The following is a 21,390-nucleotide window of genomic DNA, read 5'->3' on the forward strand; positions in this document are numbered from 1 at the left end:
GACGAGGCGCGGGCGCCCCGGTGAGCAGGCGTGCTTGCTCGGGCCGCGGCCCGAACCACCAAAGGGTCCATGATGAAGACGCCCCTGATGCCGAAGGCCACCGCCGTGTGGCTGATCGAAAAGACCTCGCTCAGCTTCGAGCAGGTCGCCGATTTCGTCGGGATGCACCCGCTCGAGGTCCAGGCCATCGCCGATGGCGAGGTGGCGCAGGGCATCGTCGGCTATGACCCGGTCGCCAACGACCAGTTGACGCGGGAGGAGATCGCCCGATGCGAGGCAGATCCGGCCGCCCGCCTGGTGCTGACGGAACGCTCCATCCCCCTGCCGAAGCAGCGCAGCAAGGGCGCGCGCTATATCCCGGTGGCGAAGCGGACGGAGCGGCCCGATGCCATCGCCTGGCTGTTGCGCAACTACCCGCAGTTGTCGGACCCGCAGATCGTCAAGCTGCTGGCGACCACCAAGGAGACCATTGCCAAGGTGCGGGACAAGACGCATCCGAACACGGCGAACATCAAGCCGCGCGACCCTGTCACGCTGGGGCTGTGCACCCAGACGGCACTGAATGAAGCGGTGGGAACGGCGAATGATCGCCAGGGGGGAGGCTCTGCGGCCCAGGCGCAGCCGCGGGATGATGCGGCAGCCTGAAGGTCGGGCGGCTTGAGGTGGCGGGGGGGTCTGCCCCCCCACGCCGGACTTCGTCGCGGTGCCGCTAGTTCGGGCGGCTGCGCAGCTTCTCCATCTCTTCCTTCAGTCGAAGCTTCTCACGTTTCAGGCGGATGACTTCCAGATCGTCGGGGCGGGGGCGTCCGGCCTCCTCGGCCAGTCGCGTCTCGAGCGTCGCGTGCCGCGCCTCAAGGGAGCGGATACGGGCAGCCTCGGCCATGCGCAATCATCCTTGTCCGTTGCCTTGCGGGGCAGCGGCGGCACGATCCACGCCGGGGCGGGCGCCGCAGGACATCGACAGGCGGCTGAACCGACCCCGGGCGCGCAACCGTCCCTTCTGCACCCGCCCTTGTCATGTTATGCGGCTGGGTGGCGCTTTCCAGCGCCAAGTTTGAGACACCTCACCGTAACATCCCGGGGGCGCATGCAGGCCGACCGCGACAGCCTTCTCCGCCGCCTGCACGAATTGCGCAGCGAGCATCGGGACCTCGACACGGTGATCGCTCGCCTCGACGAGGCCGGCACCGATGCGCTGCAGTTGCAGCGGCTCAAGAAACGCAAGCTGAAGCTGAAGGACGAGATCGCCTGGCTGGAGAGCCAGTTGGTCCCGGACATCATCGCCTGATGGCGCCCGAAGCCATGCCGCGCGTCGGCGTCATCATGGGCAGCCAGTCGGACTGGGAGACCATGCGGCACGCCGCGGAAGTCCTGGACAAGCTCGGCGTGGCGCATGAATGCCGCATCGTCTCCGCGCACCGGACGCCGGGGCGGATGTACGATTACGCCCAGGCGGCCGCCGGGCGCGGGTTGCAGGTGCTGATCGCCGGCGCCGGGGGGGCCGCGGCGCTGCCGGGGATGGTCGCCTCCCTCACCCCGCTGCCGGTACTCGGGGTGCCGGTCGAAAGCCATGCGCTGAAGGGCATGGACAGCCTGATGTCCATCGTCCAGATGCCGGGCGGCATCCCAGTCGGCACGCTGGCCATCGGCCGCGCCGGCGCCATCAATGCCGGGCTGCTGGCCGCCGCCATCCTGGCGCTGGCCGATCCGGCGCTGGGCCAGCGCCTGGCCGTGCTGCGGCAGTCGCAGACCGATGCGGTGGCGGAGCGGCCCGCTTGAGCGCGATGCTGCCGCCAGGCTCCACCATCGGCATCCTGGGCGGTGGGCAGTTGGGGCGCATGTCGGCACTGGCCGCCGCCGCACTCGGCTACCGCTGCCATGTCTTCGGCCCGGAGGCGGATTCGCCCGGCATGCAGGTGGCGGCGGCGCGGACCGTGGCGGACTACACCGATGCGGCCGCCCTGGCCCGCTTCGCCGCCGCCGTGGATGTAGTGACCTTCGAATTCGAGAACGTGCCGGCCGCGACGCTGGACGCCCTTGCCCCGCTGGTGCCCTGCCGGCCCGGAGTCGCGGCGCTGCGCATCGGCCAGGACCGCATCGCGGAAAAGACATTCCTGGAAGCTGCCGGCATCCCGGTCGGACCTTGGCGCGCGGTGCAGACCCGTGCGGAGCTGGACGCCGCGGTGGCGGCACTCGGCCTGCCTGCCGTGCTGAAGACCACCCGCATGGGCTATGACGGCCGCGGCCAGGCTGTTCTGCGGTCCCCTGGCGATGCCGAGGCGGCATTTGCCCGCCTGTCGCCGCACCCGCTGATCCTGGAAGCCTTCATCCCATTCGAGCGCGAGGTTTCGGCCATTGCGGCGCGGGGGCTGGACGGGACGGTGGTGACCTTCGACCTCGCGGAAAATCGCCACGCGGACCACATCCTGGACCTGACCATCGCGCCGGCGCAGGTGCCGGACGCCGTGGCGGTGCAGGGCCGGGCCCATGTCGCGGCGCTGGCAACGGCACTGGATCTGGTTGGCATCCTGGCGCTGGAAATGTTCCTGCTGCCCGATGGCCGGTTGCTGGCGAACGAGATGGCCCCGCGGCCGCACAATTCCGGCCACTGGACCATGGACGCCTGCCAGCATGGCCAGTTTGAGCTGCATGTTCGGGCTGTTGCTGGATTGCCACTGCCTCAACCCGGCCGGCACGCCGATTCGATCATGAAGAATCTGGTCGGGCCGGACAGCTACGCCGCTTGGCCGCGCCTCGCAGCCTGCGGCGACGTAGCCCTGCACGTCTATGGAAAGACGGATGCCAGGCCGGGCCGCAAACTCGGGCACGCGACCCGCATCCTGCCATCGGGCAGCCTCGCACAACACCGTGATCCGGCTTTGCTCTCGCCACTGTGACCATTTGGTCATAGGGATGTGTTGCAGATTTATCACGGCGCGGCGATTGTGCCACGAGACCGCTGGTGAAGCTTCGAAACGGGTGTAGATAGCTCGTCACGCATCTGGTGCGGTTGGGATGCGGCCGGCGCTCCGGTGCCAGAAGCCTCAGCCGCCGCCCGTGCCGTGACTACCTTTGAGGAGATTTGCCATGAGCCTGAGAACCGCCCTTCTTGCCGCCACCGTGCTGGCCCTGCCGCTCGCGGCGCAGGCGCAGCCGATCAGCGGCCTCTATGTCGGCGCCGGCGCGGGTGTGAACCTGCTGCAGGAGACCGATGTCGAGCTGTCCCGCCAGTTCGGTGGCACCACCGCCTCCCGCACCGCCTCGGCCGAGTTCAACTACGGCTATGTCGGCGTGATCAGCCTCGGCTATGGCTTCGGCAACGGCGTCCGCGCCGAGATCGAGGGCTCCTACCGGGAGAACGAAGTCGACAGCATCACCGGCGCCAACGCGCTCGGCCGCCCGCTGCGCTCGGACGGCAAGGCCCGCTCCTACGGTGTCATGGCGAACGCCCTGTACGACTTCGACCTCGGCCCGGGCGCCTTCGTGACCCCGTATGTCGGCATCGGTGCCGGCTACCAGTGGCATGAGTATGACGGCACCCGCGTCAGCGGCCCGGCCGGCTCTGTCAGCATCGACGGAGAGGATGGCCGGTTCGCCTACCAGGCGATCGTCGGCGCAGCATTCCCGATCTCTGCGGCCCCGGGCCTCGCGATCACCGCCGAGTACCGCTTCATGGGCACGCTGTCGCCCGAGTTCGACTCCGTCGGCCGCGCGCCGAACGGCGCGACGACCGCCCGCGGCACCGCCGAGGTCGACAACTTCAACCACAGCCTGCTGGTCGGTCTGCGCTACGCCTTCGGCGTGACGCCGCCGCCGCCGGTCGTGGCGCCGCAGGCCCCGGTTGCGCAGGCCCCCGAGATCGCGCGCACCTATCTGGTGTTCTTCGACTTCGACCGTGCCGACCTGACCGACCGCGCTCGCCAGATCATCGCCGAGGCGGCCACCAACTCGCAGCGCGCCGGCACGACGCGCATCGAGGTCTCCGGTCACGCCGACCGCGCCGGTTCGCCGCAGTACAACCAGCGCCTGTCCGAGCGCCGCGCCGCCGCCGTGGCGTCCGAGCTCGAGCGCCGTGGCGTGCCGCGCGCCGCGATGGCGATCCAGGCGTTCGGCGAGAGCCGCCCGCTGGTCCCGACCGCCGACGGCGTGCGCGAGCCGCAGAACCGCCGCGTCGAGATCGTCCTGCGCTGATCTCCGGCTTCACCTCGAAGCCGACCGGAAGGGGGGGTGCCGCAAGGCGCCCCCCTTTTCATTTGTGCCGATCGCTGTGACGTTGCGCACATGATCCTCATCGGCCGCAACCTGTCCCCCTTCGTCCGCCGCACCGCGGCCTCCCTCAACCTGCTGGACCTGCCGTACACGCAGCGCCCCCTCAGCACCGCCGACAACGCCGAGACGATTCGCGGCTTCAATCCACTCGGCCGCGTTCCGGCCCTGGTGATGGAGGATGGGGAGGTGCTGGTCGACAGCGTCGCCATCCTTGACGCGTTGGACGAGATGGCCGGCGCCGACCGCGCCCTGGTGCCGCGCATGGGCGCCGAGCGACGCGCGGTGCTGCGGGCCCTGGCGCTCGCCGTCGGGGCGACGGAGAAGCTGGTCGGCGCCTACTACGAATCGCGGCGGCCGGAAGCCCTGGTCTGGCCGGACTACGCGACGAAGCTGCGTGGCCAGGCGGAGGCGGGCTTCGCAGCGCTGGACCGGCTGGCCGAGCCCGGCGAATGGCTGTGCGGTGAGCGCCTGAGCCAGGCGGATGTCACGGCAACCTGCGGCCTGGACTTCGCCGACCTGGTTCTGCCGGACCTCGTCGCCGGGCGCTTCCCGGCCCTTTCGGCGTTGCGCGACCGTGCCAACGCCATCGCCGCGATCGCCAGCACACGCTGGACCAAGTAGGCGCACACAGCTTTATGTTGCGATGCAGCATTTCCGCTGATATCCAGGCGAACGGGAGCCACGCGCAGACACGGCCATGACGGCTGTAGAGGAGCGCGCGTGCGATGCAGATCGAGATCCTGGGACGCCGGACCAGCAGGCGGGTCATGCTGGGCGGGATGCTCGCGGCCCCTTCCCTGCTCACCGGCCGCGCGGCGCGGGCGCAGGAGCCGGTCGATATCGAGTTGGTCCTCGCCGTTGATGTCAGCCGCTCCGTCGACGAGGTCGAGCAGGAGTTGCAGTTCAAGGGCTACGCGGCCGCCTTCCGTGACCCCAGGCTGATCGAGGGCATTGCCGGCGGCCCGCTTGGTCAGATCGCGGTGACGCTGTTCACCTGGTCCGACTGGCACATCCAGGAACTGCTGGTGCCCTGGACGCGAATCGATGGCCGCGCCGCGGCGCATGGGCTAGCCGATGCGCTGGATGCGGCCCCGCGGCGCACCTGGCTCTACACCTCAATCTCCGGCGCCATGGATTACGCTGCCGGCCTGTTTGGACGGGGCTATGAGGGCACGCGGAAGGTCGTGGATATCTCCGGCGACGGCGTCAGCAATTCCGGGCGTCCAGTGGCGGAGGCGCGGGCCGAAGCGCTGGCCAAGGGAATCGTGATGAACGGGCTGGCGGTGATCGACCGTTCGCCGCAGCCCTGGGCGGCCGGGATGCCGCCGCTGGATGACTACTACCGGGACGAGGTGATCGGGGGGCCGGGGTCCTTCCTGATGGTGGCGGAAGGCTTCGGCAGCTTCGAATCCGCAGTGAAGCGCAAGATCATCCGCGAGATCGCCACCGCGCCGCCGCCCGGCCCGCTGGTCGAGCGCGCCTGAACCATGATCCGCGCCGGCAGAAGCGCGGCCATGGTTCAAGCCTCGGTCTCTTCGCATGAGTCGCGCCTCGGGCCGTTCCAACCCGCGGCGATCGCGGTCTAGGCCTGAGACTTCCCGCGCCCGGTCTTTGCCTGCAGCTCATCGATGCGCAGCGAGGCATCGGCCTTCGACAGCGAGGGGTCGAATTCCTCCTTCGCCTCCTCGCTCAGCGTCTTGAGGTAGGATGCCTGGGCGCCGGTCATCGGCTCCTCCCCGGTCGTCCAGTCGGACGGGTCCTTGATGGTGTTGGAGCCAGGATCGGCTTCGGTCTTCGGATTTTCGTGCGCCTTGTCGGCCATGGAGACGGCTCCGCTTTGACTGTGTTGCCAAAACGTTCATGTGTGCCGAGGGTTCCGCTCACCAACAGGTCCAGCGGCGGCACGTCGACGAAAAATTCGTTACGCTCCGGGCTTTGCAGTCAAGGTGAATTGCGGCAGGTGAACCTGTGCCGTGTCAGCCGCGTGACGATGTTCTGGGACCGCCAGCGCAACGACACGCGCTTCGTTTCGGAGTAGGCTGACGGGCGGCTACCGCCCGTGCTGGCGCCGCCATTCGGCGAAGCGCGCCAGGTTGGTCTCGTCGGTCGGCGGATACAGGCCGAGGATGGACTGGCCGCCGGCGACCTTCTCCTGCACGAAATCCTCGAAGGCGGTCATCTCCGTCGCCTCCTGCGCCAACTCGTCGGCGATGTGGGCGGGCAGGACGATGACGCCGTCATTGTCGCCGACCAGGATGTCGCCCGGGAACACAGGCGCATCGCCGCAGCCGATCGGGACATTGGCCTCGATGGGCTGGTGCAGCGTCAGGTTCGTCGGCGCGGAAGGGCGTGCATGGAAAGCCGGGATTGCCAGCTTCGCGATCTCCGCGGCGTCGCGGAAGCCACCATCCGTCACCACGCCGGCCGCGCCGCGCACCATCAGCCGGGTCACCAGGATGCCGCCGGCGGAGGCCGCGCGCGGGTCCTTGCGGCTGTCGACGATGAAGACATGGCCGGGCGGACATTCCTCCACGCCCTTGCGCTGCGGGTGCGACCAGTCGCGGAACACCTCCAGCTTGTTGAGATCCTCCCGTGCCGGGATGGTGCGAATGGTGTAGGCGGGGCCGACCATGCTTTCGCCCAGGGTGCGCAGCGGCAGCACACCCTGAACCATCTGGCTGCGGAAGCCGCGCTTGTAGAGGGCGGTGGCGAGGGTCGCGGTGCTGACGCGCTTCAGCAGGTTGCGGGTGGTCTCGTTCATGGTCAGCAGCGCCAATCCGTGCGGTCGCCCTCGATCAGGCGCAGGCTGGCCTCCCAGGCCAGGGCCTGGTGCGGGCTGTCCGGGTTGTTGCCGAACTGCGCGGCGGTGCGCAGCCGCACCTCCTCCGGCGGCAGCACCAGCTTGGCGCCGCCGGCCAGGGCCGCGATCTGCGCCTGGCAGGCGCGCTCCAGATAGTAGATCAGGCTCCAGGCATGCGGGATGGTGCCACCGGCGACCAGCAGGCCGTGGTTGCGCAGGATCATCGCCGGGTGCGGGCCGAGGTCGGCGACCAGGCGGTCGCGCTCATCGAGGTCCAGCGCGATGCCCTCATAGCCGTGATAGGCGAGGCGGCCGTAGAATTTCAGCGCGTGCTGGCTGATCGGCAGCAGCCCCTGTTCCTGGGCGGAGACGGCGATGCCGGCGGAGGTGTGGGTGTGGATGACGCACATCGCATCCTCCCGCGCCGCATGGATGGCGGAGTGGATGACGAAGCCGGCCTTGTTCACCATGGTCTCGGAGGCGGGTGCGCCCTCGCCCACGACGTTGCCATCCAGGTCGATCTTCACCAGGTCGCTGGCGCGCATTTCGTGGAACATCACGCCGTAGCGGTTGATGAGGAAGTGGTGCTCCGGCCCCGGCACGCGGGCGCTGATATGGGTGTAGATCAGGTCCGTCATCCGGTGATGCGCCACCAGGCGGTACAGCGCCGCGAGGTCGCAGCGGATGGCCCATTCCGCCGGGTCGATACCGGCCGGGATGCTGGTCTGGGACTGGATGTCCATGAAATGCGGTCCTTCCGAAGATCGGGCGACAGTATCGGCCAGGATGGCGCGGCCTGGAACCTCGATTGGCCGCGGCGAACTCAGCTGCGGCGACGGTCCCAGATCTCCGGCTGCACGAGATGGGGTGGGCGGCGGCCGGCCAATGCGTCCAACACCTGGGCTGCGCATTGCAGCGCCGTCTCCCGCATCGCGGCCTCCGTCACGCCGGCGATGTGCGGTGCGAGCACCGTATTGGGCGCGTCCAGCACCGGGTCCTCGGCGGGCGTCGGCTCGATACGGAACACGTCCAGCGCGGCACCGGCGATGGTCCCGGCGCGCAGCGCCGCGGCCAGCGCAGCGCTGTCCACCAAGCCGCCGCGGGCGGTGTTCACCAGCAGCGCATGCGGTTGCATTTTCACGAGTGCCGCGGCGTCGATCATGTTCTCGGTGTCGGGTCGCAGCGGGCGGTGCAGGGAGACCACATCGCTGCGGGCCAGCAGGACGTCGAGGCTCGGCGCGCGTTCGGCACCGTCCTCCACCAGGATCGCATCGCCGATGCCGGGGGAGAACACCAGCAGCTTCATGCCGAAGCCGTTTCGGGCGATGGCGCCGGTCATCCGGCCGATGGTGCCGAAGCCGACCAGGCCCAGGGTGCGGCCATGCAGTTCCATCATCTGCGCCTCGTAGCGCAGGGTCCAGTCGAGGCCACGCACGGCGGCGTCCGCCGGGATCACCTTGCGCGCCAGCGCCAGGATCAGCGCCATGGCGTGTTCGGCGACGCTGCGGGCATTGGCGGTCGGCGTGAACACGACGGGGATGCCGAGGGCGGCTGCCGTCGACAGGTCGATGTTGTTGGTGCCGACGCCATGGTTGGCAATGACGCGCAGCGATGGCGCGGCCCGCATCGCCGCCGTCTTCAGCCCGGCGTTGCGGGTGATGACGGCGGCGCAGCCGGGCAGTTCGCGCGCCACGGTCGCCGGGTCTGCGGCGCTCGCCAGGCGCGGCGTCACACCATGCGCGCGCAGCAGGTCCAACCCGGCCGGATGGATGGGCTGGACGATGAGGCATTCGGGCATCAGACGACGGCCGTCATGCCGCCATCGACATACAGCAGATGGCCGTTGACGAAGTCGGACGCGCGGGAGGACAGGAAGACGGTGGCGCCCACCAGTTCCTCCACATTGCCCCAGCGGCCGGCGGGCACCCGCTGGCAGAGCCAATCCGTGAACTTCGGGTCGTCCACCAGCGGCTTCGTCAGGTCCGTCGCGAAGTAGCCGGGTGCGACGGCATTCACCTGGATGCCGCCCTTGGCCCATTCGGCGCAGAGCGTCCGCGTCATCATCCGCACCGCGCCCTTGCTGGTCGCATAGGGCGAGATCGTGGCGCGGCCGAGTTCGGACTGCACACTGGCGATGTTGACGATCTTGCCGTGGCCGCGCGCCAGCATCCGGCGCGCCACGGCCTGGGCCATGAAGAACACCGCCTCCACATTGGTCGACATCACCTCCCGGAACGTCTCCGGCGTCACGTCGATGGCGGGGAAGCGGCGGTTGATGCCGGCGTTGTTCACCAGGATCTCGATTGGGCCGAGGCGGGTCTCGATCTCGGCGATGGCAGCGTCCAGCGCATGTGGGTCGGTGACGTCGAAGCCGGCCTCGGTCACGTCCAGGCCCTCCGCGGCCAGGGTCCGCGTCGCCTCCGCCAGCACCTTGGGGTCGCGGCCATTGAGGATCACGGAGGCGCCGGCCTGGCCCAGGCCGCGCGCCAGCGCGAAACCGATGCCGCGGGAGGAGCCGGTGATCAGCGCCCGGCGGCCTCTGAGGTCGAACAGCCCTTGCGTCATCGTCGTCTCCTGCCCTTCATGCGGGCGCGAAACTGCGGGGAAACGCGGAGATGGACAAGCCGGGGCTGCTGGTGGTGGGCGAATTGCCCGAATGGGATTTTTCCGAGCTGTCCCAGCGCTTCACCTTGCACCATTACTGGCGGGCGGCGGACAAGGCCGCGATGCTGGCCGAGCATGCCGGCAGTATCGTCGCGATCTCCACCAAGGGCGAGATCGGCGCCGACGCCGCGCTGATGGATGCGCTGCCACTCACGAAGATCATCGCCTGCTACGGCGTCGGCGTGGACGCCATCGACCTGGAGGCGGCGCGCGCCCGCGGCATCCGCGTGACCAACACGCCGGACGTGCTGACCGAGGAGGTGGCCGACATGGCCATGCTGCTGCTGCTGGCGGCGGCGCGGCAGGTGAAGCTGGGCGATGCCTGGGTGCGCGACGGGTCCTGGGTGGCGAAGGGGCCGATGCCACTGACCACACGGGTCTGGGGCAAGCGGATCGGCATCGTCGGCATGGGACGAATCGGGCGGGCCATCGCCAGGCGGGCGGCGGCTTTCGGGATGCCGGTGTCCTACAGCGGGCGCGCGCCGCAGCCCGCCCTGCCCTACACCCACTACCCGACGCCGGCCGCCCTGGCGCCACATGTGGACATCCTGTGCGTCTCGGCGGCCGGCGGTGCCGCGACGCGCGGATTGGTGGACCGCGCGGCGATCGAGGCACTCAATCCGGGCGTGATCTTCGTCAACGTCTCGCGCGGCACCGTGGTGGACGAGGCGGCGTTGCTGGAGGCGTTGCGCAGTGGTCGGATCGCGGCCGCGGGCCTCGACGTGTTCCTGAACGAGCCGGAGATCGACCCGGAATTTCTGCGCCTGCCCAACCTCGTCCTACAGCCACACGCGGCCAGCGGCACGGTAGAGACCCGCCGCGATATGGGCCGCCTGATGCGGGAGAATCTGGAGGCGCAGATCGATGGGCGCCCCTTATTGACGCCCATCGTCTGAGGATCAGGCCTCGAGCGTCGCGTCCAGCGTGATCTCGGCGTTCAGCACCTTGGAGACCGGGCAGTTCGCCTTCGCGGTCTCGGCCAGCTTGCGGAAGGTCGCCTCGTCGCAGCCAGGCACCTTGGCCTTCAGGGTCAGGGCAACCCGGGAAATCTTCCAGCCGCCCTCGACCTGGTCCATGCCGACCTTGGCGGAGGTGTCCATGCGCTCCGCCGTCAGGTTCGCGCCAGCGAGCTGGAAGGCCAGGGCCATGGTGAAGCAGCCGGCATGCGCGGCGGCAATCAGCTCCTCCGGATTGGTGCCGCGGCCGTCGCCGAAGCGGGCGTTGAAGCCGTAAGGGGCTTCCTTGAGTACGCCGGATTGCGTGGAGACGCTGCCGGTGCCGTCCTTGCCGCCGCCCTGCCAATGCGCCGAGCCGCTGCGGGAAATGCTGGCCATGCCTTGGACCCTCTCTCAGTTGCGGCCGGGAGATGGGGGGCGGGCGGCCCGGTTTCCATGCCCGTATTGCCGCGGCGTCCCGTCGCCTGTAGGCGAGGGGAAAGACATTCCGGAGTGAGCGTCCATGCCCGTCGGCTTCCGCATCCTGCCCCGCACCCGCGCCGTCTCGCCCGAGCTGGTGGAGCGTTTCCGCAAGCTGCCGGTGGCCAACGTCTCCGACAGCATGTCGCGCATCTTCGCCGCCGGCCCAACGTTGCGGCCGATGCATTCCGGCGCCGTCATGGCCGGGCCAGCCTTCACCGTGCGGACCCGGCCGGGCGACAACCTGATGGTGCACAAGGCGATCGACATCGCCGCCCCCGGCGACGTGGTGGTGGTGGATGCCGGCGGCGACCTGACCAACGCCATCATCGGCGAGTTGATGCTGGCGCAGATGGTGCGCCGCAAGCTGGGCGGCATCGTCATCAACGGCGCCATCCGCGACAGCGGCGCGCTGGCGAAGCAGCCCTTTCCGGTGTTCGCCGCCGGCATCACGCACCGTGGCCCCTACAAGGACGGCCCGGGCGAGATCAACGTGCCGATCTCCATGGGCGGGCTTGTGATCGAGCCTGGCGACATGATCCTGGGCGACGAGGATGGCTTCGTCTCCATCGCCTATGCCGATGCCGAAACGGTCTGCAAGGCGACCGAGGCGAAGCATGCCGCCGAGACGAAGCAGATGGCCGAGATTGAGGCCGGCACCATCGACCGGGCCTGGGTCGATGCGACGCTGAGGAAGCTCGGCTGCGAAGGCGTCTGACATGATCACGGCGCCGGCGCTGCCCCCGGCGGCGCCGCGCAGCCTCTGCACGGATTGCGGCGTCTCCCGCATGGCGGATGCCAAGGCCTGTGGACGCGCCTGCCAGTTCATCCAGCCGGACTACCCGCGGCTGGAAGCCCAGGTGCATGGCCGCGCCCGCGACCCGGCGCGGCCGGACGAGCTGCATTTCGGGCCGTTCCGCCAGATGCTGCGCGCCCGCCTCGCCGCACCGCGCCCGGGCGCGCAATGGACCGGCATCACCACCAGGCTGGCGGAGCGGCTGCTGGAGACCGGCGCGGTCGATGCCGTGCTGACAATGGCGCCGGACCCTGCGGATTCCTGGCGTCCGGTCCCGGTGCTGGTGACGCGGCCCGAGGACATGGCGGGCTGCCGCGGCATGCGCATGGGCTACGCGCCACTGCTGGCGCTGCTTGAGCCGGCGCGTGCCGCCGGCCACCGACGCCTGGCGATCATCGGCATCCCCTGCCAGGTCTATGCGCTGCGGGCGCTGGAAGCGGAGCTGGGATTCGAGCGGCTCTACGTCATCGGCACGCCCTGTTCCGACAACACCACCACCGAGAACTTTCATCAGTTCCTTGCGCTGCTGTCGGAGCAGCCGGAGACCATCACCTATCTGGAATTCCGCGCCGACTATCATGTCGAGCTGCGCTTCGCCGATGGCCGCATCCGGGAAATCCCGTTCCTGCAACTGCCGATCAGCCAGTTGCCGGGCGATTTCTTCCCCCTCACCTGCCGCACCTGCGTCGACTACACCAACGTCCTGGCCGACATCACCGTCGGCTACATGGCCGGCGGGGGCGACCAATGGCTGCTGGTGCGCAACGCCCGCGGTGAGGAACTTCTGAAGCTTCTGGGCGAGGAGGTCGTGACCAGCGCGCCGGGAAGCGCCGGCAAGCGGGCCGGGCCGGTGAAGGGTTTTCTGACCAACACGGAACGCGCCGCCGGCGGGCTGCCTTTGCGGCGGATGCCGAATTTCCTGCGCGGCATCGTCGGCTGGCTGATGCCGCGCATCGGTCCGCGTGGGCTGGAATTCGGCCGCGCCCGGGTGGAGATGAAGGCGGTGGAAACCGTGCTGCATCTGCGCCGCAGCCTTCCGGCCCGCGTCAAGAACATGGTCCCGGCGCATGTCTGGTCGCTCGTCGCGCCCTATGGCATCACGCCGCGGGACGACGAGAAACGGTAGCGGGGAACGGCGCATGCGTAGGCACAGGATCGCGGCCATCGGCGGCGACGGCATCGGGCCGGAAGTGGTGGCCGCGGGCCTCCGCGTGCTGGAGACGACGGCGGAGGTCGATGGCGGCTTCAGCTTCGACGTCCGCAGCTTCGACTGGGGCAGCGACCACTATCGCCGCACCGGCCGGATGATGCCGGATGACGGGCTGGCGCAGCTCGCCCCCTTCGATGCCATCTTCTTCGGCGCCGTCGGCGATAAGGAGATCCCGGACCACATCACGCTGTGGGAATTGCGGCTGGCGATCTGCCAGGGCTTCGACCAATACGCCAATGTGCGCCCGACGAAACTGCTGCCCGGCATCGTCGGCCCGCTGAAGGACGAGTTGGGCCGCGCCATCGACTGGGTGATCGTGCGCGAGAACTCCGAGGGAGAATATGCCGGCGTCGGCGGCCGCGCGCATCGCGGGCTGCCGCTGGAAGTCGGCATGGATGTCGCGGTTTTCACCCGCGCCGGCGTCGAGCGCATCGCCCGCTTCGCCTGCGATCTGGCGATGACGCGGCCACGGAAGAAGCTGACGGTGGTGACGAAGTCGAACGCGCAGCGGCACGGGCTGGTGCTGTGGGACGAGGTCTGCGCGGGCGTCACCGCGCAGTATCCGGAACTCGAGGTCGACAAGATGCTGGTCGACGCGATGGCGGCGCGCATGGTGGTGAAGCCGGGCAGCGTGGACACCGTGCTGGCGACCAACCTGCATGCCGATATCCTGTCCGATCTCGCCTCCGCCTGTGCCGGCTCGCTCGGAATTGGCGCGACTGCCAATCTTGATCCGTCGCGCAAGAATCCGTCGATGTTCGAGCCGATCCATGGCTCGGCCTTCGATATCGTCGGCAAGGGTGTGGCCAACCCGCTCGGGTCGTTTTGGACCGGAGCGATGATGCTGGAGCATCTGGGTGAACCGGCGGCGGCGCAGCGGCTGATGGCTGCCGTCGCCAGCGTCACCGCGAAGGGGGAGGCGCTGACGCCCGATCTTGGCGGGCGCTCGACCACGCACCAGACGACGGAGGCGGTGATCGCGGCACTACGCGGAGTCAATGCCTAAGGCCGGACCGGCCTGGCTTCTGGCATGAGTCGTGCATCTGCCCATGCCGGCCGGTGGCGGCCGGGCTTCAGGCGATCGGCTGCGGCATTTGCGGGCCCGGAGGGCTGATGCTCGGAACCTCCGGATATTGGCCCGGTTGAGGCAGGTCGGGTCCGGGGGTTGGGGTGGGTGGCGCCTCCGGGGGGTTCGGCATGGTGTCGGGACTGGGCGGCGGCAGTTCCCGTTCCGGGCTCGGCGGGTTGACCGGCGGCAAACCAGGCAGTTCGGGCGGGGGCGGGTCGGACAGGTTGGGGTTCATGCGGACATCAACGCGCGCGGTGGCCACGCGTTCAACACCCACGCGTTCCGTAGTAGATCGGGGTGGCGGATCAGCGTGCGGAGCGGACGACACCCGAATCGGCAGCGCGGCAATCCTGACGCATCGCCATCAGGCGCTGCGCCTCCGCTTGGTTGCCGATGCGGATCTGGATGCCGGCGCCCTCCTCAAGCTCCAGGTTGTAGCCGGCGCAGGTGTCGGCCGCGGCACGCCGGGCGGGCATGGCGACGGCATGTGGGACCGCGGTGGCGGAGGCCGAAGACAAGGCCCGGAAAGCCGCGGCGGTTCCCGGCTCCGGCGGCCGCTGGCTGATGACGATGGCGCCCGCGACGACGAACAGCAACACCAACACGCCCGCGCCGATCAACAGGTTCTGCCGCGTCATCGCCTCTTTCCCCTGATGCAACCCGGAAGCCTAAACGCCAGGCGCCAGCCAAAAGTCAAGAACCATCTGCGGATTTCGACAAAATTGCCAAAATGCCTATATTTTTGAGCAAAGCGCCTTGGGCGTCGCGTCTTACATCTTAACCATGACGCGAAATTCCCGCGCGATCTTCGCCCGGTACGCCTTTTCTCGCAGTTGCACATAAGGGCAAGACCAGGAATATGCTCTTCGGGCGACCGGATGAAACGAGCTGTACATGAACTCGACGACGTTCATCGCGGCCAGCAATGGGAAATGTGCAGTGAACCTCAGTTGGACTGGTGGCCCCTCTGGCGAAGCCACATGCCCGTCCTGCGACACAAGCAGCCAGCACGCCATCGTCCTGTCCGTCTGCGGCGGCAGCCATGACGGCATGCGTCTCCTGCAGTGTTCCAACTGCAGTGCGACGCATTTCGACCCGATGCCGCATCCCGACTATGGCGACCAGCCGGCCGGCGGACCGGAAGCCCTGGCCTTTTACCTGCAGCAGGGCGCCGGCATCTGGAGCATTGCCGCCAATGTCCTGCTCCTGGACCTGCCCGGCCCGCGTCGCATGCTCGAGATCGGGTGTGGATTCGGGTTCGGCCTGGATGTCGCGCGGCGTGCGCGGGGGTGGGAAGTGCAGGGCTTCGACCCCTCCCCCATCGCGGCCGCCGGCGCGGCACAACTCAACCTGCCGATCGCGAACCGCTACTTCACGGCCGAACAAGGCGAGGTCGCGGCCTATGATGCGGTGGCGTGCTCTGAGGTGATCGAGCACCTGTTCCACCCGGTGGAGATCCTGCGCCTGCTGCGGTCCGCGTTGCGGCCAGGCGGCGTGCTGGTGCTGACCACGCCGAATGCCGGCGCCATCACGCCCGAGACGACGCCGGGCATCCTGGTGCCGCTGCTGTCGGTTGGCTTCCATACCATCATCCACACCGCCGCCAGCCTGACGCGCGCCCTGCACGCCGCGGGCTTCAGCGAGGTTTCGGTTGAGGATCGTGGGCCCTCGCTGCTGGCGCACGCCAGCGATTCCGGCAGACCCTGGCGGCAGCCGGACGAGGCTGACCACAGGGCCTATCGCGGTTACCTGGAATCCGCCGCGGCCGCCGCGCCCTCGGGCAGCGACCTTCGCCTCGGCCTGCTGGTGCGCGCCTACCGGGCCTGCGTCGCAAGCGGCGAACTTGCCGCGGCGGATCGGCTGGAGCCGATGGTCCGCGCGGAGGTGACGGGGCGCTTCGGACATCCACCGGAATTGGTGCCGATCGGTGCCCCGGTGTCGCTGGAGGTGCTCGCGCGCGAACAGCCGCTGTCGCTCGGCCCGCTGCTGCATGCCCAGGCCATGCATCAACGCCTGCGCGGAGTTCCTGCCGCGCAGGTGCAGGACCTGCTTGGCCAAGCCGCGGCGGCAAGTGAGCGTCTGCGCGCCGCGCTCGCCCGCATCGGCACGGATGATGGCGATGCCGAGGATATCGCCTGGGTCTCCAGGTCAGAACAGATCCTCGCCGCAGCCGAAGCGGGCATTGCGGCCCCGCCGGGCCGGCTCGACCGTCTCCCCAGGCCACCGGGCGGCCCTGCGGTGTCGCAGGACCGCATGGCCCTGCTGCGCCGGCGCTGCTTCGTCACGTTGGTCAATGCCGGCAGGCTGGACGAAGCGGCCGAATTCCAGGACGTGGTCGCGGCGGCCGAGGAGCGCGCGCGCGTTGGCGACATCCTGCTGGATGACGAGATAGACTGCCTTTTCACCGGCGCGGTCCGGGCACTGAACAATCCGCCGGGCGATGCCGCCGCCACGCTGCGGCTTGCCCGGCTGGCCCGGGAGAGCCTGCTGCGACGGGTACTGGCACAGCCTGGCGCGCGGTCGGCCAGCCTTGCCTGGCCGACCGCAACCCTGGAGCACCTGGCGCTGGAGCGGCTTGGATCGGACGCGGAGATGCAGGCCTTCCTCCGCGACGTGCTTCCGGCCCTGCGTGCCAACCCTGCCCTTCCGCCCGCGCCCGCCGGCTTTGCAGCCGAAGCCGGTGCCAAACCATGAGCCTTCGGGACCGTATCCTGCGCGAGGCCTTCGACGCAGGCTGGTCGGCCCTGCTCCTAGCAAGGCTGACCGTCGCCAGGACTGTCGCCCATGCCGAGCAATGGCGACGTGCCATTCGCAGTGTGACGCAGGGCACGACGCCGATCGGCCCGCGGGTGGTGCTGTTCTGCCACTGGGACGGCCGCGGCCGGATTCAGGAGCACACGCGGCGCTACGCCGAAGCCTTGCGGGCGGAGGGCCTCTCGCTCGTCCTGACGTCAAATGCGGGACAACTGGCCCCCGAGGATGCCAATTGGGCGAATTCGGTCTTCGCGACCATCATCCTGCGGCGCAACGTCGGCTACGATTTCGGCGCCTGGCGGGACGCGCTGTCGGCCTGCAACCTGCCCCGGCCGGAGACCCAGCAGATCATCCTGGTGAATGACAGCGTCTACGGCCCCTTCCGCCCACTCGGGCAGGTCCTGCGTCGCATCGAAGCCGCGCCGGAGCCGGTCTGCGGGCTGACCGATAGCTGGCAGCGGCGCTACCACCTGCAATCCTATTTCCTGTCCTTCCGTCCCGAAGCCTTCCGCAGCCGGGCGTGGTCCACCTTCTGGACCCGGGTCTTGCCCTCCCGGTCGAAGGAGCACGTCGTGGCGTCCTACGAGATCGGGCTGACCCAGGCCATGCTACGGGAAGGCATCGCCTGTGCGGCGCTCTGGCCCTATGTCGACCTGATCGACCAGGTCCGTCAGGACTGCGGCGCGCGTCGCCTTTTCGATGACGTCGACGACGTTCGGGCCACGGCGGACCAGTACATCCTGGACGCTGCCAAGAAACGCCAGGCCATGAACCCGACCGCGAACCTCTGGGAAAAGCTGCTCGACAACGGCTTTCCGTTCCTGAAACGCGAATTGCTGCGCAGCAATCCTTCGCGTGTCAGTGACGTCGCCCGATGGCGCAGCGCGGTGCGCGCGATCGCCCCGGAGGAGGAGGATGTGGTGCGCCGGGACCTGCGCCTCACCATGCGAAAGCGGACCCCGTGACCGCCGCGCGGTGATGAAACGCTGGACACAGGCAAGCCGCGGCTGGTAGAGAAATCGTACACGAAGACGTGATCGACCGCCAATGCAGGAGCAATCGTGGCCATGCTGGACCCGCGCCTGTCTTCTCCGCATGGCGTGACACTTCAATGAGAAATGGCTGGGCCACACCCGTGCCGCAGGACCTGCCGCGTGTCGCCGTGCTGCTGTCCGTGTACCTCGGCGACCAGTTCCTGCCGGCCCAACTCGGCAGCATCGCGCAGCAGCGTGGCGTGGACTGGCGTATCCTGTGGCGGGATGACTCGCCAACACGGCCCTCCCACAGCATGGGCCGCTTCATCATGGACCATGGCGCCCGCATCACCCCCGCCTCGCTTGGCCCTTCCGAACACCTGGGCGTCGGCGCCAGCTTCCTGCGGCTGCTGGCGTCCGTCCCCGATGACACTGAATTCGCCGCATTCGCCGACCAGGACGATGTCTGGCTGCCCGACAAGTTGCGCCGCGCCTGCGACAGGTTGGCCCAGGTCCCGCTGGACATCCCGGCCATGGTCTGCGGGCGACAAACCCTGGTCGACCAGGCCCTGCTGCCCATCGGGCTGAGCCCGCTGCCGACCCGCCTGCTCGGGTTCCAGAACGCCGTGGTGCAGAATGTGGCCACCGGATGCACCATCGTGCTCAACCGTGCCGCACGCCGGCTGCTGCTGGACATGCCGCCACCGGCCGGCGCGCTGCATGACTGGTGGTGCTACCTGGTGGTGTCCGGCGTCGGCGGGCGGGTGCTGTTCGATACGGAGCCGAACATCCTGTACCGGCAGCATGCCCACAACGTCGTCGGCGCACAGCGCGGCCTGTGGCGACGCGCCGCCGCAGCTGCGGCGCGCGGCCCCCGCCCCTTCCTGCAGGCGATGTCCAACCACCTCGCCGCCCTCAAGCAGTACGGACCGCGGCTGACCATGGAAGCACGGCACACGCTGTGGGCACTGGAGGAGGCTCATGCCGCATCCCCCATGGGACGCCTGCGCGCACTTCGAGCCAGCGGCGCCTACCGCCAGGGCCGCGCGGAGAACGCCGCGTTGCGCCTCTGGTTCGCCCTGCTGCCACTGCCGGCTGCACGGAGCAGCTAGCGCTCACGCCACCGCACGGATGCGGCCGGAGACCACCGCGCGCGGGGGAATGACCGCACCATCCCCGATGTCGGCGCCATCCAGGATGGCCGCACCCGCACCGATGCGGACGCCATTCCCGATCCGCGTCACGCCCTTCGACATGAGGCCCTGTTCGCGAAAGCCCATGTCGATCCGGTCGTAGCGATAGTTCACTCCGATGATGGTGACGCGCGGGCCGATGTGGCAGTCGTGCCCGATCTCGATGCCATCGACATAGCCCGCGATCGTGCAATGCGCGCCGATTTCCGTTCCCGCGCCCACTGAAACCGGGCCATAGGCAGCCTTGATCTTGGTGAAGGGCGCGACACGAACACCCGGGGCCAGGCGCAGCAGCGGCGAAAGATCCACCTCGGCGCGCGGACTGACCTGTGCCTGGAAGCGGCGCCGGTAGTGGCGCGCCACCAGCCACCCCGGCAGGAAACGGCGGGCGAAGGTGCCGATGCGCATGTCAGTTCCGCGCCGCGGGCAGCAGCCCGGTCTTCCGATACCACGCGACGGTGCGGCGGAAACCCTCGTCCAGATCCACGGCCGCCCGGAATCCCAGCACGTTCTGCGCCTTCTTCGTCGTGAAGGCGCGGTTGTGCTTGAAGAAGGTAAGGCGCCGACGATGCAGCGGCGGCTGCACGCCGAGTGGCAGGCACACCGCCTCGCAGACCCGCGCGGCGTTGTGCATCAGGCCGTAGGGAATGCGGCGGCTCGGTGGCGCCACGTCGATGGTGCGCGCGGCGGTGGCGACGAAATCACGCAACGGCAGGTAGTCATTGCCGATGATGAAGGTCTCCCCGGCGGCTTCCGGTACCTTCATCGCAAGGATGAAGCCCTGCACCAGATCCTCGATGTAGGCGGGATGGAAGTTCGGCTTGCCGTCACCGACGAACAGGAAGGTGCCGCGGTTCAGCATGCGGAACATCTTCAGCAGCCGCGTGTCACCCGGGCCGTAGATGCCGCAGGGCCGGACGATCACGATCTCCATGGCGGAATCGCGCATCTTCTCCCGGCAAACTTCCTCCGCCGCCAGCTTGCTGTCCTGGTAGAAGTCACGCGGATTGAACGGCGCATTCTCATCGGCCGGCATCTGCGACACGTGGCCGTGCACGCCAATGCTGGAGCAGTAGACGAAACGCCTGACGCCAGCGGCCTCCGCGGCCTCCAGCAGCATGCGCGTGCCGTCGCGGTTGACTGCCTGGAACTCCTCCTGCCCGCCCTCGGTGCGGAACATCGCGGCGATGTGGAACACCGTGTCGACGCCCTGGACCAGCTCGACCAGGGAGTCCCTGTTGCGCATGTCGCCCTGCACCACCTCATTGCCGGGCGGCAGATCCGGGATTGCCGATCGCGTCAGGCCACGCACGCTGAAGCCTTCGGCAATCAGCTGCTTTGCCAGCGCGCCGCCTGTGAAGCCGGATACGCCGGTAATGGCGATGGAGGGTCTATCGTTCATGTCTTCACCCGATCCAGCCTAAGAAGTACAGGATTGCCGATAAGCTGCGTCACCCCGATGGCGCGCAGGCCCGCCTCGACCCAGCGCAGCAGTCCGACCCGTCCCAGCAGCCGATGCGCCGCCATGGGCAGCACGAACTGCCGGTAGCTGGCGACAGGCAGGAAGCCGTACTGCGCGAAGGCTTCCTCGACCTCCCGGTCACGAAAACTCCGGTAGGTGCGCGTATTCGTCTCAATGGCCCGCTTCAGCGGAAAGGCGAATAGCGAAAGCGCATTGAGGCTCGCAAGCGTTGGATAATCGATGACGATGCTGTGACGCGCCACGCGGCACAACTCGGCAACCAAGGCGCGCCAATCCTCCATATGCGACAACAGTCGGATGCAGACCACAACCTCGAATTGCTGGTCTGCCATCGGCATCGAGAGCAGGCTTCCCGCCAGGAACTGCACCTGCCCGGCCAATGCGCTCGCGCTCCACCGACGGCCGCAAGCCGCCTCGCTGCCGAACACCGTGACCTTGGCGCCCCGCCGCGTCAGAGGACCGGCCAGTTGCATGTGCCCGCCGCCGACATCGAGCACCATGCGCCCCGGCAGCACCGCACCGTTGTCCAGCAGCTTGATGATGCCTGCCTCCTGCACCGAAAGCAGATAGGCCCCGCTGGCGCCGCGAAAGCGCAATGTATAGCGCTCCGAAGAGGTCTCGACATCGGGCATCTCCTGGCGGTCTGCAGGCGGTGCGCGCTGCGGCGCTGGTGCGAGCGGCACCGAGCCATCCAGCGTCGCCGCGAGGTCGGCTTCAGGCACAACATTCGAGACAAGGGCGGCCATTCTGCGGATCCTGGGGT

The 21,390-nt window shown here is 68.7% G+C and carries 25 protein-coding genes; 14 read left to right on the plus strand and 11 right to left on the minus strand.

All coding sequences use genetic code 11. The annotated features are described in order from the left end of the window. Positions 1-69: 69 nt before the first annotated feature. Positions 70-645 carry a cell cycle transcriptional regulator TrcR gene (locus ACLF3G_RS07920; protein ID WP_430668821.1) on the plus strand — a complete coding sequence of 192 codons (576 nt, stop codon included), beginning with the start codon at positions 70-72 and terminating at the stop codon, positions 643-645. 64 nt (positions 646-709) lie between these two features. Here the strand turns inward: ACLF3G_RS07920 and ACLF3G_RS07925 are convergent, their stop codons facing one another. Further along, on the minus strand, positions 710-883 hold the full coding sequence (locus ACLF3G_RS07925) for a YdcH family protein (RefSeq protein ID WP_430668822.1): 174 nt from the start codon (positions 881-883) through the stop codon (positions 710-712). Between the two features lie 204 nt (positions 884-1,087). On the opposite strand from ACLF3G_RS07925, the gene ACLF3G_RS07930 reads away from it, so the two are divergent. The 6 genes from ACLF3G_RS07930 (at position 1,088) to ACLF3G_RS07955 (ending at position 5,753) form a co-directional block, all read left to right on the plus strand. Beyond that, on the plus strand, positions 1,088-1,288 hold the full coding sequence (locus ACLF3G_RS07930) for a YdcH family protein (protein WP_216840108.1): 201 nt from the start codon (positions 1,088-1,090) through the stop codon (positions 1,286-1,288). Then, entirely contained in the window at positions 1,288-1,779 is a 492-nt protein-coding gene (purE, locus tag ACLF3G_RS07935; RefSeq protein WP_430668823.1) for a 5-(carboxyamino)imidazole ribonucleotide mutase, read from the plus strand. The genes ACLF3G_RS07930 and purE overlap by 1 nt, the downstream gene beginning before the upstream one ends. A 5-nt stretch (positions 1,780-1,784) precedes the next feature. Further along, the gene (locus tag ACLF3G_RS07940) at positions 1,785-2,897 is read left to right on the plus strand and encodes a 5-(carboxyamino)imidazole ribonucleotide synthase (protein WP_430669274.1); all 1,113 of its coding nucleotides are present in this window, start codon (positions 1,785-1,787) and stop codon (positions 2,895-2,897) included. A gap of 190 nt (positions 2,898-3,087) precedes the next feature. After that, positions 3,088-4,191 (plus strand): OmpA family protein, encoded by a 1,104-nt coding sequence (locus tag ACLF3G_RS07945; protein WP_430668824.1) that lies wholly within the window; start codon positions 3,088-3,090, stop codon positions 4,189-4,191. A gap of 90 nt (positions 4,192-4,281) precedes the next feature. Next, positions 4,282-4,890 (plus strand): glutathione S-transferase family protein, encoded by a 609-nt coding sequence (locus ACLF3G_RS07950; protein ID WP_430668825.1) that lies wholly within the window; start codon positions 4,282-4,284, stop codon positions 4,888-4,890. A 104-nt stretch (positions 4,891-4,994) separates the two neighbouring features. Continuing rightward, positions 4,995-5,753 (plus strand): DUF1194 domain-containing protein, encoded by a 759-nt coding sequence (locus tag ACLF3G_RS07955; protein ID WP_430668826.1) that lies wholly within the window; start codon positions 4,995-4,997, stop codon positions 5,751-5,753. A 98-nt stretch (positions 5,754-5,851) separates the two neighbouring features. Here the strand turns inward: ACLF3G_RS07955 and ACLF3G_RS07960 are convergent, their stop codons facing one another. From ACLF3G_RS07960 to ACLF3G_RS07980, 5 genes are all read right to left on the minus strand, one after another. Further along, positions 5,852-6,091, minus strand: a complete 240-nt coding sequence (locus ACLF3G_RS07960) for a DUF3072 domain-containing protein (RefSeq protein WP_430668827.1) — start codon at positions 6,089-6,091, stop codon at positions 5,852-5,854. Between the two features lie 228 nt (positions 6,092-6,319). Next, on the minus strand, positions 6,320-7,030 hold the full coding sequence (locus ACLF3G_RS07965) for a ribonuclease activity regulator RraA (protein WP_430668828.1): 711 nt from the start codon (positions 7,028-7,030) through the stop codon (positions 6,320-6,322). Positions 7,031-7,032: 2 nt separating this feature from the next. Next, positions 7,033-7,812 carry a class II aldolase/adducin family protein gene (locus ACLF3G_RS07970; protein ID WP_430668829.1) on the minus strand — a complete coding sequence of 260 codons (780 nt, stop codon included), beginning with the start codon at positions 7,810-7,812 and terminating at the stop codon, positions 7,033-7,035. Between the two features lie 80 nt (positions 7,813-7,892). Then, positions 7,893-8,867 (minus strand): hydroxyacid dehydrogenase, encoded by a 975-nt coding sequence (locus tag ACLF3G_RS07975; RefSeq protein WP_430668830.1) that lies wholly within the window; start codon positions 8,865-8,867, stop codon positions 7,893-7,895. Beyond that, positions 8,867-9,634, minus strand: coding sequence for an SDR family oxidoreductase (locus tag ACLF3G_RS07980; protein ID WP_430668831.1), 768 nt, complete (start codon positions 9,632-9,634; stop codon positions 8,867-8,869). The genes ACLF3G_RS07975 and ACLF3G_RS07980 overlap by 1 nt, the downstream gene beginning before the upstream one ends. Positions 9,635-9,684: 50 nt before the next feature. Between ACLF3G_RS07980 and ACLF3G_RS07985 the strand changes: the two genes are divergently transcribed. Continuing rightward, positions 9,685-10,629 (plus strand): 2-hydroxyacid dehydrogenase, encoded by a 945-nt coding sequence (locus tag ACLF3G_RS07985; RefSeq protein ID WP_430668832.1) that lies wholly within the window; start codon positions 9,685-9,687, stop codon positions 10,627-10,629. 3 nt (positions 10,630-10,632) lie between these two features. Here ACLF3G_RS07985 and ACLF3G_RS07990 read toward each other — a convergent pair whose 3' ends face one another. Next, a complete protein-coding gene (locus tag ACLF3G_RS07990) occupies positions 10,633-11,067 on the minus strand; it encodes an OsmC family protein (protein ID WP_430668833.1) in 435 nt (144 codons plus the stop codon). A 124-nt stretch (positions 11,068-11,191) separates the two neighbouring features. Here ACLF3G_RS07990 and ACLF3G_RS07995 point away from each other — a divergent pair, with 124 nt between their 5' ends. Genes ACLF3G_RS07995 through ACLF3G_RS08005 form a run of 3 tightly spaced genes read left to right on the plus strand, consistent with a single transcriptional unit; the run spans position 11,192 to position 14,160 of the window. Continuing rightward, positions 11,192-11,866: an RraA family protein gene (locus ACLF3G_RS07995; RefSeq protein WP_430668834.1), complete on the plus strand. Its 675-nt coding sequence runs from the start codon at positions 11,192-11,194 to the stop codon at positions 11,864-11,866. A gap of 1 nt (position 11,867) precedes the next feature. After that, positions 11,868-13,070 (plus strand): Coenzyme F420 hydrogenase/dehydrogenase, beta subunit C-terminal domain, encoded by a 1,203-nt coding sequence (locus ACLF3G_RS08000; RefSeq protein WP_430668835.1) that lies wholly within the window; start codon positions 11,868-11,870, stop codon positions 13,068-13,070. A gap of 13 nt (positions 13,071-13,083) precedes the next feature. After that, positions 13,084-14,160 (plus strand): tartrate dehydrogenase, encoded by a 1,077-nt coding sequence (locus ACLF3G_RS08005; protein WP_430668836.1) that lies wholly within the window; start codon positions 13,084-13,086, stop codon positions 14,158-14,160. Positions 14,161-14,528: 368 nt separating this feature from the next. On the opposite strand, the gene ACLF3G_RS08010 is transcribed toward ACLF3G_RS08005, so the two are convergent. Further along, positions 14,529-14,861 (minus strand): hypothetical protein, encoded by a 333-nt coding sequence (locus ACLF3G_RS08010; protein ID WP_430668837.1) that lies wholly within the window; start codon positions 14,859-14,861, stop codon positions 14,529-14,531. 412 nt (positions 14,862-15,273) lie between these two features. Here ACLF3G_RS08010 and ACLF3G_RS08015 point away from each other — a divergent pair, with 412 nt between their 5' ends. The 3 genes from ACLF3G_RS08015 to ACLF3G_RS08025 all read left to right on the plus strand — a co-directional run bounded on the left by ACLF3G_RS08015 (position 15,274) and on the right by ACLF3G_RS08025 (position 19,063). Then, entirely contained in the window at positions 15,274-16,917 is a 1,644-nt protein-coding gene (locus ACLF3G_RS08015; protein WP_430668838.1) for a class I SAM-dependent methyltransferase, read from the plus strand. Further along, positions 16,914-17,942, plus strand: coding sequence for a rhamnan synthesis F family protein (locus tag ACLF3G_RS08020; RefSeq protein ID WP_430668839.1), 1,029 nt, complete (start codon positions 16,914-16,916; stop codon positions 17,940-17,942). The genes ACLF3G_RS08015 and ACLF3G_RS08020 overlap by 4 nt, the downstream gene beginning before the upstream one ends. 146 nt (positions 17,943-18,088) lie before the next feature. After that, the gene (locus ACLF3G_RS08025; protein ID WP_430668840.1) at positions 18,089-19,063 is read left to right on the plus strand and encodes a glycosyltransferase; all 975 of its coding nucleotides are present in this window, start codon (positions 18,089-18,091) and stop codon (positions 19,061-19,063) included. A gap of 3 nt (positions 19,064-19,066) precedes the next feature. Here the strand turns inward: ACLF3G_RS08025 and ACLF3G_RS08030 are convergent, their stop codons facing one another. From ACLF3G_RS08030 to ACLF3G_RS08040, 3 genes are read right to left on the minus strand one after another with little or no spacing between them, the layout of a single operon-like run. Beyond that, complete coding sequence (locus ACLF3G_RS08030) at positions 19,067-19,552, minus strand: acyltransferase (RefSeq protein ID WP_430668841.1); 486 nt, start codon at positions 19,550-19,552, stop codon at positions 19,067-19,069. A 1-nt stretch (position 19,553) separates the two neighbouring features. Then, positions 19,554-20,546, minus strand: coding sequence for an NAD-dependent epimerase/dehydratase family protein (locus ACLF3G_RS08035; RefSeq protein ID WP_430668842.1), 993 nt, complete (start codon positions 20,544-20,546; stop codon positions 19,554-19,556). After that, positions 20,543-21,373, minus strand: coding sequence for a class I SAM-dependent methyltransferase (locus ACLF3G_RS08040; protein ID WP_430668843.1), 831 nt, complete (start codon positions 21,371-21,373; stop codon positions 20,543-20,545). Before ACLF3G_RS08040 ends, ACLF3G_RS08035 begins: the two co-directional genes overlap by 4 nt. Positions 21,374-21,390 lie beyond the last annotated feature (17 nt).

It is taken from the genome of Falsiroseomonas sp. HC035 (genome assembly GCF_050563525.1).
In the GTDB taxonomy this organism is placed as follows: Bacteria; Pseudomonadota; Alphaproteobacteria; order Acetobacterales; family Acetobacteraceae; genus Falsiroseomonas.

Coding starts and splice junctions, on each gene's coding strand:
- ACLF3G_RS07920 (WP_430668821.1), top strand. CDS start 70: ATGATGAAGACGCCCCTGATGCCGAAGGCCACCGCCGTGTGGCTGATC.
- ACLF3G_RS07925 (WP_430668822.1), bottom strand. CDS start 883: ATGGCCGAGGCTGCCCGTATCCGCTCCCTTGAGGCGCGGCACGCGACG.
- ACLF3G_RS07930 (WP_216840108.1), top strand. CDS start 1,088: ATGCAGGCCGACCGCGACAGCCTTCTCCGCCGCCTGCACGAATTGCGC.
- purE (WP_430668823.1), top strand. CDS start 1,288: ATGGCGCCCGAAGCCATGCCGCGCGTCGGCGTCATCATGGGCAGCCAG.
- ACLF3G_RS07940 (WP_430669274.1), top strand. CDS start 1,785: ATGCTGCCGCCAGGCTCCACCATCGGCATCCTGGGCGGTGGGCAGTTG.
- ACLF3G_RS07945 (WP_430668824.1), top strand. CDS start 3,088: ATGAGCCTGAGAACCGCCCTTCTTGCCGCCACCGTGCTGGCCCTGCCG.
- ACLF3G_RS07950 (WP_430668825.1), top strand. CDS start 4,282: ATGATCCTCATCGGCCGCAACCTGTCCCCCTTCGTCCGCCGCACCGCG.
- ACLF3G_RS07955 (WP_430668826.1), top strand. CDS start 4,995: ATGCAGATCGAGATCCTGGGACGCCGGACCAGCAGGCGGGTCATGCTG.
- ACLF3G_RS07960 (WP_430668827.1), bottom strand. CDS start 6,091: ATGGCCGACAAGGCGCACGAAAATCCGAAGACCGAAGCCGATCCTGGC.
- ACLF3G_RS07965 (WP_430668828.1), bottom strand. CDS start 7,030: ATGAACGAGACCACCCGCAACCTGCTGAAGCGCGTCAGCACCGCGACC.
- ACLF3G_RS07970 (WP_430668829.1), bottom strand. CDS start 7,812: ATGGACATCCAGTCCCAGACCAGCATCCCGGCCGGTATCGACCCGGCG.
- ACLF3G_RS07975 (WP_430668830.1), bottom strand. CDS start 8,867: ATGCCCGAATGCCTCATCGTCCAGCCCATCCATCCGGCCGGGTTGGAC.
- ACLF3G_RS07980 (WP_430668831.1), bottom strand. CDS start 9,634: ATGACGCAAGGGCTGTTCGACCTCAGAGGCCGCCGGGCGCTGATCACC.
- ACLF3G_RS07985 (WP_430668832.1), top strand. CDS start 9,685: ATGGACAAGCCGGGGCTGCTGGTGGTGGGCGAATTGCCCGAATGGGAT.
- ACLF3G_RS07990 (WP_430668833.1), bottom strand. CDS start 11,067: ATGGCCAGCATTTCCCGCAGCGGCTCGGCGCATTGGCAGGGCGGCGGC.
- ACLF3G_RS07995 (WP_430668834.1), top strand. CDS start 11,192: ATGCCCGTCGGCTTCCGCATCCTGCCCCGCACCCGCGCCGTCTCGCCC.
- ACLF3G_RS08000 (WP_430668835.1), top strand. CDS start 11,868: ATGATCACGGCGCCGGCGCTGCCCCCGGCGGCGCCGCGCAGCCTCTGC.
- ACLF3G_RS08005 (WP_430668836.1), top strand. CDS start 13,084: ATGCGTAGGCACAGGATCGCGGCCATCGGCGGCGACGGCATCGGGCCG.
- ACLF3G_RS08010 (WP_430668837.1), bottom strand. CDS start 14,861: ATGACGCGGCAGAACCTGTTGATCGGCGCGGGCGTGTTGGTGTTGCTG.
- ACLF3G_RS08015 (WP_430668838.1), top strand. CDS start 15,274: ATGCGTCTCCTGCAGTGTTCCAACTGCAGTGCGACGCATTTCGACCCG.
- ACLF3G_RS08020 (WP_430668839.1), top strand. CDS start 16,914: ATGAGCCTTCGGGACCGTATCCTGCGCGAGGCCTTCGACGCAGGCTGG.
- ACLF3G_RS08025 (WP_430668840.1), top strand. CDS start 18,089: ATGAGAAATGGCTGGGCCACACCCGTGCCGCAGGACCTGCCGCGTGTC.
- ACLF3G_RS08030 (WP_430668841.1), bottom strand. CDS start 19,552: ATGCGCATCGGCACCTTCGCCCGCCGTTTCCTGCCGGGGTGGCTGGTG.
- ACLF3G_RS08035 (WP_430668842.1), bottom strand. CDS start 20,546: ATGAACGATAGACCCTCCATCGCCATTACCGGCGTATCCGGCTTCACA.
- ACLF3G_RS08040 (WP_430668843.1), bottom strand. CDS start 21,373: ATGGCCGCCCTTGTCTCGAATGTTGTGCCTGAAGCCGACCTCGCGGCG.